31 protein-coding genes (1 of these 31 cut by a window edge) are annotated in these 16536 nt (G+C 55.9%); 2 read left to right on the top strand and 29 right to left on the bottom strand.

All coding sequences use genetic code 11. The features are described from left to right. From R2B70_RS18700 to rpsJ, 27 genes are all read right to left on the bottom strand, one after another. Positions 1–161, bottom strand: the 5' portion of a protein-coding gene (locus R2B70_RS18700; protein WP_005307997.1) for a DNA-directed RNA polymerase subunit alpha. It extends 829 nt beyond the left edge of the window; only the first 161 of its 990 coding nucleotides appear in the window; it begins with the start codon at positions 159–161; its stop codon lies beyond the left edge, outside the window. Positions 162–186: 25 nt separating this feature from the next. Beyond that, positions 187–807 carry a 30S ribosomal protein S4 gene (rpsD, locus tag R2B70_RS18705; protein ID WP_010672568.1) on the bottom strand — a complete coding sequence of 207 codons (621 nt, stop codon included), beginning with the start codon at positions 805–807 and terminating at the stop codon, positions 187–189. Positions 808–847: 40 nt separating this feature from the next. Further along, positions 848–1237 carry a 30S ribosomal protein S11 gene (rpsK, locus tag R2B70_RS18710; RefSeq protein WP_005319702.1) on the bottom strand — a complete coding sequence of 130 codons (390 nt, stop codon included), beginning with the start codon at positions 1235–1237 and terminating at the stop codon, positions 848–850. A 14-nt stretch (positions 1238–1251) separates the two neighbouring features. Next, the gene (gene rpsM / locus R2B70_RS18715) at positions 1252–1608 is read right to left on the bottom strand and encodes a 30S ribosomal protein S13 (RefSeq protein WP_005307991.1); all 357 of its coding nucleotides are present in this window, start codon (positions 1606–1608) and stop codon (positions 1252–1254) included. Positions 1609–1746: 138 nt separating this feature from the next. Next, positions 1747–1860: a 50S ribosomal protein L36 gene (rpmJ, locus tag R2B70_RS18720; protein WP_005319705.1), complete on the bottom strand. Its 114-nt coding sequence runs from the start codon at positions 1858–1860 to the stop codon at positions 1747–1749. Positions 1861–1887: 27 nt separating this feature from the next. After that, positions 1888–3216, bottom strand: a complete 1329-nt coding sequence (secY, locus tag R2B70_RS18725) for a preprotein translocase subunit SecY (protein ID WP_005307989.1) — start codon at positions 3214–3216, stop codon at positions 1888–1890. Between the two features lie 8 nt (positions 3217–3224). Then, the gene (gene rplO, locus R2B70_RS18730) at positions 3225–3662 is read right to left on the bottom strand and encodes a 50S ribosomal protein L15 (protein ID WP_005307987.1); all 438 of its coding nucleotides are present in this window, start codon (positions 3660–3662) and stop codon (positions 3225–3227) included. 2 nt (positions 3663–3664) lie between these two features. Then, complete coding sequence (gene rpmD, locus R2B70_RS18735; protein ID WP_005307985.1) at positions 3665–3844, bottom strand: 50S ribosomal protein L30; 180 nt, start codon at positions 3842–3844, stop codon at positions 3665–3667. Positions 3845–3850: 6 nt separating this feature from the next. Further along, complete coding sequence (rpsE, locus tag R2B70_RS18740; RefSeq protein ID WP_042078432.1) at positions 3851–4351, bottom strand: 30S ribosomal protein S5; 501 nt, start codon at positions 4349–4351, stop codon at positions 3851–3853. A 14-nt stretch (positions 4352–4365) separates the two neighbouring features. Then, a complete protein-coding gene (rplR, locus tag R2B70_RS18745) occupies positions 4366–4719 on the bottom strand; it encodes a 50S ribosomal protein L18 (RefSeq protein WP_010672566.1) in 354 nt (117 codons plus the stop codon). A gap of 9 nt (positions 4720–4728) precedes the next feature. Then, positions 4729–5262, bottom strand: a complete 534-nt coding sequence (gene rplF / locus R2B70_RS18750) for a 50S ribosomal protein L6 (protein WP_010672565.1) — start codon at positions 5260–5262, stop codon at positions 4729–4731. A 13-nt stretch (positions 5263–5275) separates the two neighbouring features. After that, positions 5276–5668 carry a 30S ribosomal protein S8 gene (gene rpsH, locus R2B70_RS18755; RefSeq protein WP_010672564.1) on the bottom strand — a complete coding sequence of 131 codons (393 nt, stop codon included), beginning with the start codon at positions 5666–5668 and terminating at the stop codon, positions 5276–5278. 19 nt (positions 5669–5687) lie between these two features. Next, a complete protein-coding gene (gene rpsN / locus R2B70_RS18760; protein ID WP_042078430.1) occupies positions 5688–5993 on the bottom strand; it encodes a 30S ribosomal protein S14 in 306 nt (101 codons plus the stop codon). A 10-nt stretch (positions 5994–6003) separates the two neighbouring features. After that, on the bottom strand, positions 6004–6543 hold the full coding sequence (rplE, locus tag R2B70_RS18765) for a 50S ribosomal protein L5 (protein ID WP_005307978.1): 540 nt from the start codon (positions 6541–6543) through the stop codon (positions 6004–6006). Between the two features lie 13 nt (positions 6544–6556). Beyond that, positions 6557–6874, bottom strand: a complete 318-nt coding sequence (gene rplX, locus R2B70_RS18770; RefSeq protein ID WP_005307977.1) for a 50S ribosomal protein L24 — start codon at positions 6872–6874, stop codon at positions 6557–6559. An 11-nt stretch (positions 6875–6885) separates the two neighbouring features. Beyond that, positions 6886–7254, bottom strand: a complete 369-nt coding sequence (rplN, locus tag R2B70_RS18775) for a 50S ribosomal protein L14 (RefSeq protein ID WP_005307975.1) — start codon at positions 7252–7254, stop codon at positions 6886–6888. 148 nt (positions 7255–7402) lie between these two features. Next, positions 7403–7651 carry a 30S ribosomal protein S17 gene (gene rpsQ / locus R2B70_RS18780; protein WP_005307966.1) on the bottom strand — a complete coding sequence of 83 codons (249 nt, stop codon included), beginning with the start codon at positions 7649–7651 and terminating at the stop codon, positions 7403–7405. Next, positions 7651–7842 (bottom strand): 50S ribosomal protein L29, encoded by a 192-nt coding sequence (gene rpmC / locus R2B70_RS18785; protein ID WP_005307965.1) that lies wholly within the window; start codon positions 7840–7842, stop codon positions 7651–7653. Before rpmC ends, rpsQ begins: the two co-directional genes overlap by 1 nt. Further along, positions 7842–8255 (bottom strand): 50S ribosomal protein L16, encoded by a 414-nt coding sequence (gene rplP / locus R2B70_RS18790; protein ID WP_010672562.1) that lies wholly within the window; start codon positions 8253–8255, stop codon positions 7842–7844. Before rplP ends, rpmC begins: the two co-directional genes overlap by 1 nt. Before the next feature lie 13 nt (positions 8256–8268). Next, entirely contained in the window at positions 8269–8982 is a 714-nt protein-coding gene (gene rpsC / locus R2B70_RS18795) for a 30S ribosomal protein S3 (RefSeq protein WP_005331168.1), read from the bottom strand. 3 nt (positions 8983–8985) lie between these two features. After that, the gene (rplV, locus tag R2B70_RS18800) at positions 8986–9330 is read right to left on the bottom strand and encodes a 50S ribosomal protein L22 (RefSeq protein WP_010672561.1); all 345 of its coding nucleotides are present in this window, start codon (positions 9328–9330) and stop codon (positions 8986–8988) included. A gap of 10 nt (positions 9331–9340) precedes the next feature. Then, positions 9341–9619 carry a 30S ribosomal protein S19 gene (gene rpsS, locus R2B70_RS18805; protein ID WP_005307960.1) on the bottom strand — a complete coding sequence of 93 codons (279 nt, stop codon included), beginning with the start codon at positions 9617–9619 and terminating at the stop codon, positions 9341–9343. A gap of 22 nt (positions 9620–9641) precedes the next feature. Next, a complete protein-coding gene (rplB, locus tag R2B70_RS18810; protein ID WP_041209710.1) occupies positions 9642–10463 on the bottom strand; it encodes a 50S ribosomal protein L2 in 822 nt (273 codons plus the stop codon). Between the two features lie 15 nt (positions 10464–10478). Further along, complete coding sequence (gene rplW, locus R2B70_RS18815) at positions 10479–10781, bottom strand: 50S ribosomal protein L23 (protein ID WP_005307955.1); 303 nt, start codon at positions 10779–10781, stop codon at positions 10479–10481. Beyond that, the gene (gene rplD, locus R2B70_RS18820; protein WP_005340616.1) at positions 10778–11383 is read right to left on the bottom strand and encodes a 50S ribosomal protein L4; all 606 of its coding nucleotides are present in this window, start codon (positions 11381–11383) and stop codon (positions 10778–10780) included. Before rplD ends, rplW begins: the two co-directional genes overlap by 4 nt. Positions 11384–11400: 17 nt before the next feature. Beyond that, on the bottom strand, positions 11401–12033 hold the full coding sequence (gene rplC / locus R2B70_RS18825) for a 50S ribosomal protein L3 (RefSeq protein WP_005307947.1): 633 nt from the start codon (positions 12031–12033) through the stop codon (positions 11401–11403). Positions 12034–12055: 22 nt separating this feature from the next. Next, entirely contained in the window at positions 12056–12367 is a 312-nt protein-coding gene (gene rpsJ, locus R2B70_RS18830; RefSeq protein ID WP_005307944.1) for a 30S ribosomal protein S10, read from the bottom strand. Positions 12368–12721: 354 nt separating this feature from the next. Here rpsJ and R2B70_RS18835 point away from each other — a divergent pair, with 354 nt between their 5' ends. Continuing rightward, entirely contained in the window at positions 12722–13636 is a 915-nt protein-coding gene (locus R2B70_RS18835) for a DMT family transporter (protein ID WP_318162208.1), read from the top strand. A 35-nt stretch (positions 13637–13671) separates the two neighbouring features. On the opposite strand, the gene envZ is transcribed toward R2B70_RS18835, so the two are convergent. After that, positions 13672–14982: a two-component system sensor histidine kinase EnvZ gene (gene envZ / locus R2B70_RS18840; RefSeq protein ID WP_318162209.1), complete on the bottom strand. Its 1311-nt coding sequence runs from the start codon at positions 14980–14982 to the stop codon at positions 13672–13674. Further along, positions 14979–15698, bottom strand: a complete 720-nt coding sequence (ompR, locus tag R2B70_RS18845; RefSeq protein WP_216991237.1) for a two-component system response regulator OmpR — start codon at positions 15696–15698, stop codon at positions 14979–14981. The genes envZ and ompR overlap by 4 nt, the downstream gene beginning before the upstream one ends. A gap of 214 nt (positions 15699–15912) precedes the next feature. On the opposite strand from ompR, the gene greB reads away from it, so the two are divergent. Beyond that, positions 15913–16386 carry a transcription elongation factor GreB gene (greB, locus tag R2B70_RS18850; protein WP_042078424.1) on the top strand — a complete coding sequence of 158 codons (474 nt, stop codon included), beginning with the start codon at positions 15913–15915 and terminating at the stop codon, positions 16384–16386. Positions 16387–16536: the final 150 nt, after the last annotated feature.

Below are 16536 nucleotides of genomic sequence, written 5' to 3' on the forward strand. Positions count from 1 at the left end.
CAACCGGGCATAGATGACAGCAAAATACGACGCAAGGCGTTGCCCAGCGTGTGACCAAAGCCACGCTCAAGCGGCTCGAGAGTCACTTTCGCGTGAGTCGGGCTAACTTGCTCGATGTCAACTAGCCGCGGTTTAAGAAAATCTGTTACAGAACCCAGCATTGTGTCCTCTCTTTAGAAGCTAGCTTTACTTGGAGTAAAGCTCGACGATCAGCTGTTCGTTAATGTCGGCAGACAGGTCGGAACGCTCCGGCAGGCGCTTGAAGGCACCTTCCATCTTAGCAGCGTCAACCTCTACCCAAGTCGGCTTCTCGCGCTGACCAGCAACTTCCAGGGAAGCTTTGATACGCGCTTGCTTCTTAGCCTTCTCGCGAACGCAGATCACGTCCTCAGGGGATACCTGGAAAGAAGGAACATTCACAACGCGGCCGTTTACCATGATGGCTTTGTGGCTCACCAGCTGACGAGATTCAGCACGAGTGGCGCCAAAGCCCATACGGTAGACGACGTTGTCCAGACGACCTTCCAGCAGCTGCAACAGGTTTTCACCGGTGTTGCCCTTTTGACGGGCAGCGTCGCGGTAGTAGTTGCGGAACTGTTTTTCCAGCACGCCGTAGATACGACGTACTTTTTGTTTCTCGCGCAGTTGTACGCCGTAGTCGGACAGACGCGCTTTACGCGCACCGTGCTGACCAGGAACGGTGTCAATCTTGCACTTAGAATCAATCGCACGAACACCAGACTTCAGGAAGAGGTCGGTGCCCTCACGACGGCTAAGCTTAAGCTTAGGACCGATATATCTTGCCATCTTCTTTCTCCAACAATCCTAGACCAAGTAGCTACCAGCGTTACACGCGGCGCTTCTTGGGAGGACGACAACCGTTGTGCGGGATCGGAGTCACATCAGTAATGTTAGTGATGCGGAAACCAGCCGCGTTCAGAGCGCGGATGGAAGACTCACGACCGGGACCCGGACCTTTGACCATGACTTCCAGGTTCTTCACGCCATATTCTTTGGCGATCTCACCAGCGCGCTCAGCAGCTACCTGGGCAGCAAACGGAGTGGACTTACGGGAACCACGGAAACCGGAACCACCAGAGGTAGCCCAAGACAGAGCATTGCCCTGACGGTCAGTAATGGTCACGATTGTGTTGTTGAAAGATGCATGAACGTGCGCAATACCGTCGCTCACTTGCTTTTTAACGCGCTTGCGAGCACGAGTCGGAGTTTTAGCCATTTTCTACCTTCCCGTTACTTCTTGATAGCCTTGCGCGGACCCTTACGGGTACGAGCATTGGTCTTGGTACGTTGACCACGAACAGGCAGGCTACGACGGTGACGCAAACCACGGTAGCAACCCAGATCCATCAATCGCTTGATGTTCATGGAAATCTGACGACGCAGGTCACCTTCAACGGTGAATTTACCTACTTGTTCACGCAGACTCTCGATCTGAGCTTCGTCCAGGTCTTTAATTTTCACATTCTCAGCGATACCGGCTGCGGCACAGATGGCCTTGGAGCGGGTACGACCGACGCCATAAATCGCAGTCAACGCAATGACTGCATGCTTATGGTCAGGAATGTTAATGCCAGCGATACGGGCCACTATTCACTCCTACATATAGTAGATAACGACCACCACAAAGCCCGTGAGCGGATACGTGGCGGTCAACCAATACACAACAAAAGTTGGCTGGCTATGATAGCCAGCACAACTATTTGTTGCAAGTACTAACCGTAAAAATTAGCCTTGGCGCTGTTTATGCTTTGGCTCGCTGCAAATCACACGCACCACACCGTGACGCTTGATGATTTTGCAGTTACGGCAGATTGCCTTAACGGAAGCACGAACTTTCATTGCTTAACTCCGTAACTACGCCGACCTTTAGCGGCCGTAGCCCTTCAGGTTGGCCTTCCTCAGGACGTCGCCATATTGATGAGACATCATATGGGTCTGAACCTGAGCCATGAAGTCCATGATAACTACCACGATAATCAGCAGCGAGGTGCCACCGAAGTAGAACTGTACGTTCCAGGCAGTCATCAGGAACTGGGGTACCAGACAGATAAAGGTAATATAGAGCGCACCTGCCAATGTCAGGCGAGTCATAACCTTATCGATGTAACGTGCTGTCTGCTCGCCCGGGCGGATCCCCGGGATAAAGGCTCCACTCTTCTTCAGGTTATCTGCCGTCTCGCGGGGGTTGAACACCAGCGCGGTATAGAAGAAGCAGAAGAAGATAATGGCTGCTGCATACAGCATCTCATACAGGGGCTGACCCGGCTGCAGGACCATAGAGACCTGCTGCAGGATATCGGCAACCTTGCCCTCCCCCTGACCAAACCAAGAGGTAATGGTCCCCGGGAAGAGGATGATGCTGGATGCGAAAATCGCAGGAATCACACCGGCCATATTCACTTTCAACGGCAGGTGTGTGCTTTGCGCTGCGAATACCTGGCGGCCTTGTTGACGCTTGGCATAGTTCACGACGATACGACGCTGACCACGCTCCACGAACACCACAAAGTAAGTCACTGCGAAAACAATCAAGCCCAGCAACAACAACAGCAGGATGTGCAATTCCCCTTGACGTGCCTGTTCGGCCGTAGCGCCAATGGCATGAGGCAGACCGGCAACGATACCTGTGAAGATAATCAACGAGATACCATTACCAATCCCACGCTCGGTAATCTGTTCACCCAACCACATCAAGAACATGGTACCGGTGACCAGACTCACAACGGCTGTGAAATAGAAGCCCAAACCCGGATGAGTCACGAGTCCTTGCATCATATTCGGCAAGCCGGTTGCAATACCAATGGCCTGGAACGTTCCCAAAACCAGCGTGCCCCAACGGGTATATTGGCTAATCTTGCGACGGCCGGATTCACCCTCTTTCTTGAGTTCAGCAAGAGCGGGATGAACCACAGTCAGCAGCTGGATAATGATCGACGCCGAAATGTACGGCATGATCCCCAGCGCAAGAATAGAAGCACGCGAGAGTGCACCACCACTGAACATGTTGAACATCTCAATGATGGTGCCCTTCTGTTGTTGGAACAACTCGGCCAGTACGGCGGCGTCAATACCAGGGATCGGCACATAAGAGCCTGCGCGGAACACGATAATTGCTCCGAGAACGAAGAGCAGACGGCTCTTCAGTTCACTCAGACCACCTTGTGCTTTAACATCCAATCCTGGTTTCTTAGCCATTGTACTGATTATTCCTCGATTTTACCGCCAGCGGCCTCGATGGCTGCACGTGCACCCTTGGTGACGGACAGACCACGAACGGTCACAGCACGGTCAATGTTGCCAGACAGAACAACTTTAGCGAACACGATGTTTTTGGTAATCACACCGGCTTGCTTCAGAGTGCTCACGTCGACCACATCACCTTCTACCAGGGCGATTTCATTCAGGCGCACTTCGGCAGAAACCAAAGATTTGCGAGAGAAGAAACCGAACTTCGGCAGACGGATTTTCAAAGGCATCTGGCCGCCTTCGAAACCGTTGCGGACTTTGCCGCCACCGGAACGAGAGGTTTGACCTTTCACACCACGACCACCGGTCTTGCCCAGACCAGAACCGATACCACGGCCCGGACGGTGCTTAACGCGCTTGGAGCCAGCGGCCGGAGACAGAGTATTCAGACGCATGCTTAGCCCTCCACCTTAACCATGTAATAAACCTGGTTGATCATGCCGCGTACGCAGGGAGTATCTTCCAGCTCAACGGTGTGACCAATGCGACGCAGACCCAGACCACGCAGAGTCGCCTTGTGCTTTGGCAGACGGCCGATAGAGCTGCGAGTTTGAGTTACTTTTACAGTGTTAGCCATGTCGCATTACCCCAGAATTTCTTCAACGCGCAGACCACGCTTGGCAGCGATCTGTTCCGGTGATTGACCGTGAACCAGAGCGTCGACAGTTGCGCGAACAACGTTGATCGGGTTGGTGGAACCGTAGGTCTTGGCCAGCACGTTGTGGATACCGGCAACTTCCAGCACGGCACGCATAGCGCCGCCTGCGATGATACCTGTACCTTGGGAGGCCGGCTTCATGAACACGGTGGAACCAGAGTGAACACCACGCACCGGGTGGTGCAGAGTGCCGTTGTTCAGTTCAACCTTGCTCAGGTTACGCTTAGCCTGTTCCATCGCCTTTTGAATGGCGGCCGGAACTTCACGGGCCTTACCGTAACCGTAACCTACACGGCCGTTACCATCACCCACCACGGTCAACGCGGTGAAGGACATGATACGACCACCTTTAACAGTTTTCGAAACACGGTTTACTGCAATGAGCTTTTCTTGCAGTTCGCCGGCTTGAGATTCGACTTTAGCCATCTTCGACTCCTAGCTTAGAACTGAAGACCAGCGTCACGAGCAGCGGCAGCCAGAGCGGCTACACGACCGTGATACTTGAAACCGGAACGATCGAAAGATACGTTCTGAACGCCTTTGGCAATGGCACGCTCAGCGATTGCTTTACCTACAGCGGTAGCAGCGTCTGCGTTACCGGTGTATTTCAGAGCTTCACTGATAGCCTTCTCTACTGTGGAAGCAGAGGCCAGAACTTCGGAACCGTTGGCTGCAATAACCTGCGCATAGATATGACGCGGGGTACGGTGAACAACCAGACGGGTAGCTCCCAGTTCCTGCATCTTTTTCCGAGCACGAGTAGCACGACGGAGACGAGCTGCTTTCTTGTCCATAGTGTTACCTTACTTCTTCTTAGCTTCTTTAGTACGCACTTGCTCGTTGGCATAGCGTACACCCTTGCCCTTGTAGGGCTCCGGAGCGCGGTAAGCACGGATATCGGCGGCGACTTGGCCAACCAGCTGCTTGTCCACACCACGCAGAACGATTTCGGTGGCGGACGGACATTCAGCGGTGACACCAGCCGGCAGCGCATGCTCTACCGGGTGAGAGAAGCCCAGTGCCAGCGCAACAGCATTGCCCTTGATGGAGGCTTTGTAACCTACACCAACCAGCTGCAGCTTGCGCTCGAAGCCTTGGGTAACACCGACTACCATGTTGTTGACCAATGCACGGGCAGTACCGGCCTGAGCGTCAGCACCAGCGATGCCGTCGCGCGGGGCGAACTTCAGTACATTGTCTTCTTTGGTCACTTCTACACCGGCGTGGATGGAACGAACCAGGGAACCTTTACCACCTTTGATGGACAGTTCCTGACCGTTCAGAGTCACCTCTACGCCAGCAGGAATAGTGACGGGTGCCTTAGCAACGCGAGACATTTCCGACCTCCTATTAAGCGACGTAGCAGATGATCTCACCACCCATGCTTGCCTTGCGGGCAGCACGGTCGGTCATCACACCTTTAGACGTGGACACGATAGCAACACCGAGACCGCCCATGACTTTCGGCAGATCAGTAGTGCGCTTGTAAATACGCAGGCCGGGACGGCTCACGCGTTGGATCAGTTCTACAACCGGCTTGCCCTGGAAATACTTCAGTTCGATTTCCAGTTCCGGCTTCACGTCACCAGCTACGTTGTAGCCAGCGATGTAACCTTCTTCTTTCAGCACTTTGGCGATAGCCACTTTCAGCTTGGAAGAAGGCATGGAAACCGCAACTTTGCTCGCCGCCTGACCGTTACGGATGCGGGTCAGCATATCCGCGATCGGATCTTGCATGCTCATAGTCTAACTCCCGAGATTCTTACCAAGAGGCCTTTTTGAGGCCCGGAATTTCGCCCTTCATGGCATGCTCACGCACCTTGATGCGGGACAGGCCAAACTTGCGCAGGAAACCGTGCGGACGACCAGTAATATTGCAACGGTTACGCTGGCGGGACGGACTGGAATCACGGGGCAGCTGTTGCAGTTGCAAGACAGCGTCCCAACGCGCTTCTTCAGAAGCGTTCATATCAACGATGATAGCTTTCAGCTCGGTACGCTTGGTGGCGTACTTGGCTGCCAGCTTCGCACGCTTAGCTTCGCGCGCTTTCATGGATGTTTTAGCCATAACCCTAACCTTACTTGCGGAATGGGAAGTTAAAGGCAGCCAGCAGAGCACGGCCTTCTTCGTCGGTATTCGCGGAAGTGGTGATGGTGATATCCAGACCACGGACGCGATCGACCTTGTCATAGTCGATTTCCGGGAAGATGATTTGCTCACGCACGCCCATGGAGTAGTTACCACGGCCATCGAACGCCTTGGCGTTCAGACCACGGAAGTCACGGATACGCGGTACGGAGATGCAAATCAGCCGTTCCAGGAACTCCCACATACGCTCGCCACGCAGGGTTACTTTACAACCTATCGGGTAGCCTTCACGAATCTTGAAGCCCGCAACAGATTTGCGTGCTTTGGTGATCAGCGGTTTCTGACCGGAAATGGCAGCCATGTCGGCAGCGGCATTTTCCAGCAACTTCTTGTCAGAGATCGCTTCACCAACACCCATGTTCAGGGTGATTTTCTCGATCCGAGGGACTTGCATGATAGTCTTGTAACCGAACTGCTTGGTCAGTTCATTTACTACATCGGATTTGTAGTAATCATGCAGTTTCGCCATCGTTAAACTCCAATTACTTCACAAGTTCGCCGGTGGATTTGAAGAAACGGACTTTCTTGCCGTCTTCAATCCGGAAACCAACGCGGTCAGCCTTGCCAGTGGCAGAGTTGAACAGCGCTACGTTAGATACATCGATGGGGGCTTCTTTGGTGACGATACCGCCAGCCTGACCCAGTGCGGGTACCGGCTTCTGGTGTTTCTTCACCTGGTTGATGCCTTCCACGATTACCTTACCTTTAGCAATCAGAACTTGAGTGACTTTGCCACGCTTGCCCTTGTCTTTGCCGGTAAGAACAATTACTTCGTCTTCGCGACGGATTTTAGCTGCCATCGTTCGACTCCTTACAGTACTTCGGGTGCCAGGGACACAATCTTCATGAACTTCTCGTTACGGAGTTCACGGGTCACCGGGCCAAAAATACGAGTACCGATTGGCTGTTGGTTGTTGTTAAGCAACACAGCCGCATTGTTGTCGAAACGGATGACAGAGCCGTCCGGACGACGAACGCCTTTACGGGTGCGTACGACCACCGCGTTATACACATCACCTTTCTTCACTTTACCGCGAGGAATGGCTTCCTTGATGGAAACCTTGATGATGTCGCCGATGCCGGCGTAACGGCGGTGCGAACCACCCAGAACCTTAATACACATTACACTGCGAGCGCCGGAGTTGTCGGCAACACCCAGCATACTTTGCATCTGGATCATCTTAGTGCTCCGCTTTGTTTACTTCTTATCCCTGATGGGATCTGGCTGCCTTCAAAAGGCGCGAAACTATAACACAGCTGTTTTTGAAAAGGTAGCCTAAAAAACAAACGGCCCCGATGGGGGGCCGTTTGGGCTAGAAAGTACCGAATTAGGCCTTTTCTACGACAGCAACCAGGGTCCAGGACTTGGTCTTGGACAGCGGGCGGCACTCGCGGATTTCCACGAGGTCGCCAGCCTTGCACTCGTTGTTCTCGTCATGCACGTGCAGCTTGGTAGTGCGCTTGATGATCTTACCGTAGATCGGGTGCTTTACCTTGCGCTCGATGGCGACGGTGATGGACTTGTCCATCTTGTCGCTGATTACACGACCTTGCAGAGTACGGATCTTGTCAGTCATTACGCACCTGCCTTCTCAGTCAGTACAGTCTTGATACGTGCGACGTCACGACGCACTTGTTTCAGAGTGTGAGTCTGAGCCAGTTGGCCGGTGGAAGCTTGCATGCGCATGTTGAATTGCTCACGCAGCAGACCCAGCAGCTCCTGGTTCAGTTCTTCGACGCTCTTTTGACGCAGATCTTGGGCTTTCATCACATCACCGTCTTAATTACGAAAGTGGTCTGAACGGACAGCTTAGCTGCGGCCAGGGCAAACGCTTCACGCGCCAGAGCCTCAGGTACACCATCCATCTCGTACAGAACCTTGCCAGGCTGGATCGGGCAAACCCAGTATTCCACGTTACCCTTACCTTTACCCATACGAACTTCGAGGGGCTTTTCGGTGATGGGCTTGTCCGGGAACACACGGATCCAGATCTTGCCTTGACGCTTAACGTGACGGGTCATGGCACGACGGGCTGCTTCGATTTGACGAGCAGTCAGCTGACCACGAGATGTCGCCTTCAGGCCAAAGGTACCGAAGGATACTTCGTTACCGGCATTGGCCAGACCGCGGTTACGACCCTTGTGGGTCTTGCGGAATTTAGTACGCTTAGGTTGCAACATTTACCGAATCTCCTTACTTAGCAGCGCGGCGCTTGTTGTCACGCTTGGGCTTTGCAGGAGCTTGCTCTTGAGCAGCGGCAGCATTGACTGCAGCCAGACCGCCCAGAACTTCGCCCTTGAAGATCCAAACTTTGACGCCGATCACACCGTAAGTGGTGTGGGCTTCAGAAGTTGCGTAGTCGATGTCGGCACGCAGGGTGTGCAGGGGCACACGACCTTCACGGTACCATTCGGTACGCGCGATTTCAGCGCCGCCCAGACGACCGGATACTTCTACCTTGATGCCCTTGGCACCCAGACGCATGGCATTCTGTACGGCGCGCTTCATGGCGCGACGGAACATAACGCGACGTTCCAGCTGAGAAGTGATGCTGTCGGCAACCAGTTTGCCATCCAGCTCCGGCTTGCGGACTTCGGAAATGTTGATCTGAGCAGGCACGCCAGCAATAGCGGCTACGGCTTTGCGCAGTTTCTCAACGTCTTCGCCTTTCTTGCCGATCACGACACCCGGACGAGCGGTGTGAATGGTCACACGGATGCTCTTGGCCGGACGCTCGATGGTGATCTTGGACAAGGAAGCGTTTTTCAGCTCCTTGGTCAGGAACTGGCGTACTTGGAAATCGCTGTACAGGTTGTCAGCGAAGTCTTTGGTGTTCGCGAACCAGGTAGAATTCCAAGGCTTGGTAATACCCAGGCGAATGCCATTAGGATGTACTTTCTGACCCATTGCTTATCTCCCAGCCTTAGCGTCGGATACCACTACAGTGATGTGAGCGGTACGCTTGAGGATACGATCCGCGCGACCTTTGGCACGCGGGCGGATGCGCTTCATGGAGGGACCTTCGTCTACCATGATGGTGGCAACACGCAGGGTGTCGATATCGGCACCTTCGTTGTGCTCAGCGTTGGCAATGGCAGATTCCAGCACTTTCTTCACCAGAACAGCAGCCTTTTTCGGGCTGAAGGTCAGGATGTTCAGAGCCTTGTCTACGGACAGACCACGTACTTGATCGGCTACCAGACGAGCTTTCTGGGCAGAAGTACGGGCATAACGGTGTTTAGCGATAGCTTCCATCATTTATCCCTTAGCGCTTCTTAGCCTTCTTATCAGCAGCATGGCCGCGATAAGTACGAGTCGGTGCGAATTCACCCAGTTTGTGACCGATCATTTCTTCGGTAACGAAAACCGGAACGTGCTGACGACCATTATGGACAGCGATGGTCAAACCGATCATGTTCGGGATGATCATTGAACGACGGGACCAGGTCTTAACCGGCTTTTTATCCCCGCTTTCCACCGCTTTCTCTACCTTCTTCAGCAAGTGCAGGTCGATAAATGGACCCTTCTTGAGAGAACGTGGCATGGTGATTCCTCTATGTTAACAATTACTTGTTACGACGACGTACGATGTACTTGTCGGTACGCTTGTTCTTACGGGTCTTGAAGCCCTTAGCCTTCTGACCCCATGGGGACACAGGCTGCATGCCCTTGTTACGACCCTCACCACCACCGTGCGGGTGATCAACCGGGTTCATCGCCATACCGCGAACGGTCGGACGAATACCACGCCAGCGGTTTGCACCGGCTTTACCCAGTTGACGCAGCATGTGCTCGGAGTTACCCACTTCACCGATGGTAGCGCGGCACTCGGCCAGAACTTTACGTACTTCGCCGGAACGCAGACGCAGAGTTACATAGTTACCTTCACGAGCCAGGATCTGGATGAAAGTACCAGCGGAACGAGCCAGCTGGGCACCTTTACCAGGCTTCATCTCGACGGCGTGAACGGTAGAACCGACCGGGATGTTGCGCATCGGCAGGGTGTTACCCACCTTGATGGCAGCATCAGCACCAGAGGCGATTGCATCACCAGCTTTCAGGCCTTTCGGAGCCAGGATGTAACGACGCTCACCGTCTGCATACAGCACCAGGGCGATGTTTGCGGTACGGTTAGGATCGTATTCCAGACGCTCAACTTTGGCCGGAATGCCGTCTTTGTCGCGCTTGAAGTCGATCAGACGGTAGTGTTGCTTGTGACCACCGCCGATGTGGCGAGTGGTGATACGACCGTTGTTGTTACGACCACCGGTCTTGTCTTTCTTGTCCAGCAGGGCTGCGAAGGGTTTACCCTTGTACAGCTCTTGGTTGACGATCTTGACGACGTGGCGGCGGCCCGGAGAAGTAGGCTTGCACTTAACGATTGCCATTTTTCAGAACTCCTCTTACTCGGCTGCGCCCATGAAGTCGATGTCCTGACCAGCTTTCAGGGTCACATAAGCCTTTTTCCAATCGGAACGACGGCCTACGCGTGCACCTGCGCGCTTGGTCTTACCCTTCATGTTCAGGGTACGGACGGTCTCAACTTCGACCTCGAACAGTTTCGCAACTGCAGCTTTGACTTCCGCCTTGGTGGCATCAACAGCAACTTTGAACACGATAGTGTTCTGCTTTTCTGCGACCATGGTGCTCTTTTCAGAGATGTGCGGAGCCTTCAGAACTTTCAGCAGACGCTCTTCACGGATCATGCCAGCATCTCCTCGATTTGCTTAACTGCGTCAGCAGTCATCAGAACCTTGTCGAAAGCGATCAGGCTGACCGGGTCGATACCGGCAACGTCACGCACGTCGACCTTGTACAGGTTACGAGCAGCCAGGAACAGGTTCTCATCGACTTCAGCAGTCACGATCAGAACGTCAGTCAGTTCCATTTCTTTCAGCTTGGCGATCAGTTCTTTGGTCTTCGGCGCTTCGATGCCGAACTTCTCAACAACGATCAGGCGCTCTTGACGTACCAGCTCGGACAGGATGCTACGGATAGCGCCGCGGTACATCTTCTTGTTTACTTTCTGGCTGTGATCTTGCGGCTTAGCAGCAAAGGTCACACCACCGGAACGCCAGATGGGCGAACGGATGGAGCCAGCACGGGCACGACCAGTACCCTTCTGACGCCACGGCTTTTTGCCGCCACCAGACACTTCAGAGCGAGTCAGCTGCGCACGAGTACCCTGACGGGCACCAGCGGCATATGCAACGACAACCTGGTGAACCAGAGCTTCGTTGAATTCGCGCCCGAAGGTAGTCTCGGAAACTTCAAGAGCGCTCTTGGCGTCTTTCATTACCAATTCCATTACTATCTCCTCAGACGTTACGCTTTGACGGCAGGTTTGACGATCACGTTGCCGTTGGTTGCACCCGGTACTGCGCCTTTGATGAGCAGCAGGTTGCGTTCAGCGTCAACACGAACCAGTTCCAGGTTCTGAGTCGTTACACGCTCAGCACCCATGTGACCAGCCATCTTCTTGCCCTTGAATACACGGCCCGGGGTCTGGTTTTGACCGATGGAGCCAGGTACACGGTGGGACAGGGAGTTACCGTGGGTCATATCCTGGGTGCGGAAGTTCCAGCGCTTAACAGTACCGGCAAAACCTTTACCCTTGGATGTGCCGGTAACGTCTACCAGCTTAACGTCAGCGAGAAGATCTACTTTCAGCTCGCTACCAACAGTGAAGGTTTCACCGTTGTTCAGGCGGAATTCCCACAGACCGCGACCGGCTTCTACACCAGCTTTGGCGAAGTGGCCAGCTTCCGGCTTGGTCACACGGCTGGCTTTCTTGGAGCCAGTGGTAACCTGAATAGCGTTGTAGCCGTCGGTTTCTACAGATTTGACCTGAGTTACACGGTTAGCTTCAACTTCGATAACAGTCACCGGGATAGAAACGCCATCTTCAGTGAAGATGCGAGTCATACCCACTTTGCGACCTACAAGACCGATTGTCATTGTTATCAACCTCTTTCCGTAATTAACCCAGGCTGATCTGGACGTCTACACCAGCTGCCAGATCCAGACGCATCAGAGCGTCAACGGTCTTGTCAGTCGGTTCAACGATGTCTACCAGACGCTTGTGAGTGCGGATCTCGTACTGATCACGCGCGTCCTTGTTGACGTGCGGGGAGATCAGAACGGTGAAACGCTCTTTGCGAGTCGGCAGCGGGATAGGACCGCGAACCTGCGCGCCGGTGCGCTTTGCAGTTTCAACGATTTCCGCAGTGGATTGATCGATCAGGCGATGATCAAAAGCCTTCAGGCGGATACGGATTCTTTGGTTCTGCATTGACAGAGCTCCAATAGATAAAAGAACATAAATCAACACCGCCCGACCGAGATTACTCCCGCCAGAGGTGCGATTTTTCACGTTTCCTCCCATATCGGGAGGACTGTATGGCTGGCGACACGTAAACGGGAAGCTCAGCAAGCAGACATATCGTCTGGCTGCCTCATGGGCAAGCGGAGGGGATTATACGGATTTTTTCAATTCACGCAAGAGAAGGCGGACAGATTGTGCGCAATTTTGTGTGGCGGATGGATCTCGTGGCGCATCCTCGCTCCCCCCTCGAAAACCGGTAACGACAATGTTGCAAACGGGCTGATAGACTGCGTCCTCGCCTCTGTCTGCGGAGTCACCCCTATGCTCAAGAATCAGAAAAAAGCCTACCAGTACGGGCTCTGCGCCGTCGCCCTCTGGTCGACGGTCGCCAGCGCCTTCAAGATCTCCCTTGCCTACTTCGAGCCGGTTCAACTGCTGCTGGTCGCGGCCTGTACCTCCACCCTGACGCTGGGGGTGATCGTTGCCTACCAGGGCAAACTGCCGCTACTGCTCGGCTACATCAAGGGCCGCCCCCTCTACTATCTGGCGCTGGGGGCCTTGAATCCCTTCCTTTATTACCTGCTGCTGTTCAAGGCCTATGACCTGCTGCCGGCCCAACAGGCCCAGACCCTCAACTACACCTGGGCCATCACCCTCAGCCTGCTGGCCGTCCCCTTCCTCGGTCAGACGCTGCGCCGCCGCGACTGCGTCGCCATCGTGCTCGGTTACTTCGGGGCCCTGGTGATCGCCACCAGGGGGGATGTGTTCGGCCTGCAGTTCGACAGTCCGCTCGGGGTAACACTGGCCCTGGTCTCGACGCTTATCTGGGCCGGCTACTGGATCCTCAACACCCGCAATCAGGGGGATCCCGTCGTCAGCCTGCTGCTCGGCTTCCTCATCAGCCTGCCCTTCATCGTCGCGGCGACCTGGCTGCTCTCCGACTTCGCCATGACCGCTTGGCAGGGCTGGGCCGGTGCCATCTATGTGGGGCTGTTCGAGATGGGCTTCGGCTTCGTGCTCTGGCTGATGGCGCTGCGCCATGCCACCAACACGGCGCCCATCAGCAACCTTATCTTCATCTCGCCGTTTGCCTCCCTGGTGCTGCTCAACCTGTTGATCGGCGAAACCATCCACCCGGCCACCCCCATCGGGCTGGCGCTGATCGTCGCAGCCCTGCTGATCCAGCAGCTGAAATATGGCAGGCGCTACCGCAAGACAAGCGAGCCGCAAGCCTGACATACAAAGGGCGTATCCATGGATACGCCCCTCGCTCAGTCCATCCACTCCAGCGGCTGATTCTTGGGTAGCCGGATCTCCACCAGCAGGCCCCCCAGCTCGGATCGTCCCAGCCTGATGGTGCCGTGATGCTGGGAGACTATCTTGGCGACAATGGCCAGCCCCAGGCCGCTGCCGCCGCCGGTGCGGGCCACATTGCCCTGGGTAAAGGGCTTGAGCACCCGGGAGTAGTCCTCTTCTGCTATCCCCGGGCCGTTGTCAGAGAGTCGCAGCCGCACCCAGTGACCGTCATCCCTGAGTTCGGCCTGCAGCCGGCTTGCACCATAGCGCAGCGCATTGCCCGACAGGTTGTTGAGGATGCGGCGCATGCTGATGGGGTGACAGACGACCCGCACCGCCGTCTCAGGCAACAGCACCTCCACCTCCAGCCCCTGATCGGTCTGCATCAGGAGCGCATCGTGGATCAGCCGGGTCAGGTCGACGGGATGGGCATCCAGCCCCTCGCTCGGCCGGATGTAGTCGATGAACTGATCGATGATGCCGTTCGACTCGTCGATGTCCGCATTGATGCTCTCCTTGAGATACTCATCCTCGGAAGACATCATCTCGGTGGCCAGGCGGATGCGGGTCAGGGGCGTGCGCAGATCGTGGGACACCCCCGCCATCATCAGATTGCGCTCCTCGATCAGCCCCTTGATGGAGCTGGACATGTGATTAAAGGTGCGGGTCAGGCGGCGCACCTCACGAGAGCCCTGCTCGTCCAGCGCATCGGGGAAGTTGCCTCGGGCCACCGCCACGGCCCCCGCCTCGAGATCCTCCAGCGGTCGCACCAACTGGCGGGCGAAGCGCCAGGCCGCGAACAGGGTCACCACCAGCAGCACGCTCATGTAGAGGATGAGCGGCTCTATGTCGTCATCCTCGATCTCGGTCAGCGGAATACGCACCCACATCTGGCTGGCCTGGGGCGGCTGGATCCAGATGATGTAGTGATCCTGGATCTCCACCCTGACCCGGGTCTCCCCCTTAAGCTCGCGGCTGATGCTCTCCTCCAGATAGGGATAGGGTTTGGAGTCGTTCAGCCCGTGCTGTTCCGCCTCGCTCTGGGTGTAGATGTCGCTGCCGGTCGCCACATAGACCAGCGCCTCGGCATCTTCGCTCAGGGCCAGCTGACTGCTGTCCACCGGGAAGATGAGCTTGACTTGGTTGGCCAGCAGGTGACTGATCTGCTTGACGGTGGGGGCCAGCAGGTAGTTGTAGAAGGTGGCGTAGGAGACAAACTGATAGACCACCAGCACGGCGGCCAGAAACCAGAGCATGCGGGAGAACATGCTGCCCACCTTCTTCATGCGTTCTCACCGTCCGGCACGAACACATAGCCCAGACCCCAGACGGTCTGCAGGTAACGGGGCTGGGCCGGGTCCTGCTCCAGCAGGCGGCGAAGGCGGGAAACCTGCACGTCTATGCTGCGCTCGGTGGCGGTGTACTCGCGACCCCTCGCCAGATTCATCAGCTTGTCGCGGGAGAGCGGCTCGCGGGGATGGCTCACCAGCACCTTGAGCACCGCAAATTCGCCGCTGGTCAGCGAGACCGGCTCGCCGTCCCGGCTCAGCTCCCGGGTCGCCAGGTTGAGCTGATAGGCACCGAAGGTCACCATCTTCTCGGCGGCGGAGGGGGCACCGGGCAGCTCGACGGTATGGCGGCGCAAGACGGCACGGATCCGGGCCAGCAGCTCCCGCGGATTGAACGGCTTGGGCAGATAGTCATCGGCCCCCATCTCCAGCCCGACGATGCGATCCACCTCGTCCCCCTTGGCAGTGAGCATCAGCACCGGGATCTGGTTGCCGGCCTCGCGCAGGCGGCGGCAGATGGAGAGACCGTCTTCCCCGGGCAGCATCAGGTCCAGCACCATCAGGCTGAAGTTTTCACGGGTCAGCAGGCGGTCGGCCTGTTCGCCATTGGCGACGCCCCGAACCACGAACCCCTGTTCGGTCAGGTAGCGCTCCAGCAGGGAACGTAATTTCAGGTCGTCGTCGACCACCAGGACCTTGTATTGCTGACTCATTGCCGCCTCTCCTCTCTGTCTCCGCTCATACTAGGGCGCGTCCCTGCAACCACAAAGCATAAATATGTTACCGGTTATTACCCTGTATCCGGGCTGGACGGGCTCTCTACGCTCCTGCCAGTCCTGCTCCGGCCACGCTTTTTGCTCGACAGGGCGGCGGCAATGGCTAAGATCCCGTGCAAACAGATGCAATGCGCCAGGGAGTGATAACCCCATGAAAACCAAACTCATTACCCGTGAAGGCTACAACCGGCTCAGGCAGGAGCACGACATGCTCTGGCGGGAGGAGAGGCCAGACGTCACCAAGAAGGTGGCCTGGGCGGCCAGCCTCGGCGATCGCAGCGAGAATGCCGACTACCAGTACAACAAGAAGCGCCTGCGGGAGATCGACCGCCGGGTTCGCTACCTGCGCAAGTGCCTGGAAGAGCTGACCATAGTCGACTACTCCCCCTCCCAGGAGGGCAGGGTGTTCTTCGGCGCCTGGGTCGAGGTCGAGAACGACGAAGGCGAGGCCAAGCGCTTTCGCATCGTCGGCTACGACGAGATCTTCGGTCGCAAGGACTACATCTCCATCGACTCCCCCATGGCCCGCGCCCTGCTCAAGAAGGAGGTGGGCGACGAGGCCATGGTGCGTACGCCAGTGGGTGACGCCTGCTGGTACGTCAATGAGATCAGCTATCCCAAATAAGCCAGCGCCGGCCCAGACTGCGAAATCGGCTGACGAGGCTAGGAGAGACCCAACATGCCCGCCCACCGGGTATGACACACGTCGTTTTTGCCGGAGTGGCATCCCGCTGCCCGACCCCATATAGTGCTCACACCCGGCGCCTTGCGGCGC

The sequence above is a fragment of the Aeromonas sp. XH genome (assembly GCF_033348475.1).
Classification (GTDB): domain Bacteria; phylum Pseudomonadota; class Gammaproteobacteria; order Enterobacterales; family Aeromonadaceae; genus Aeromonas; species Aeromonas sanarellii.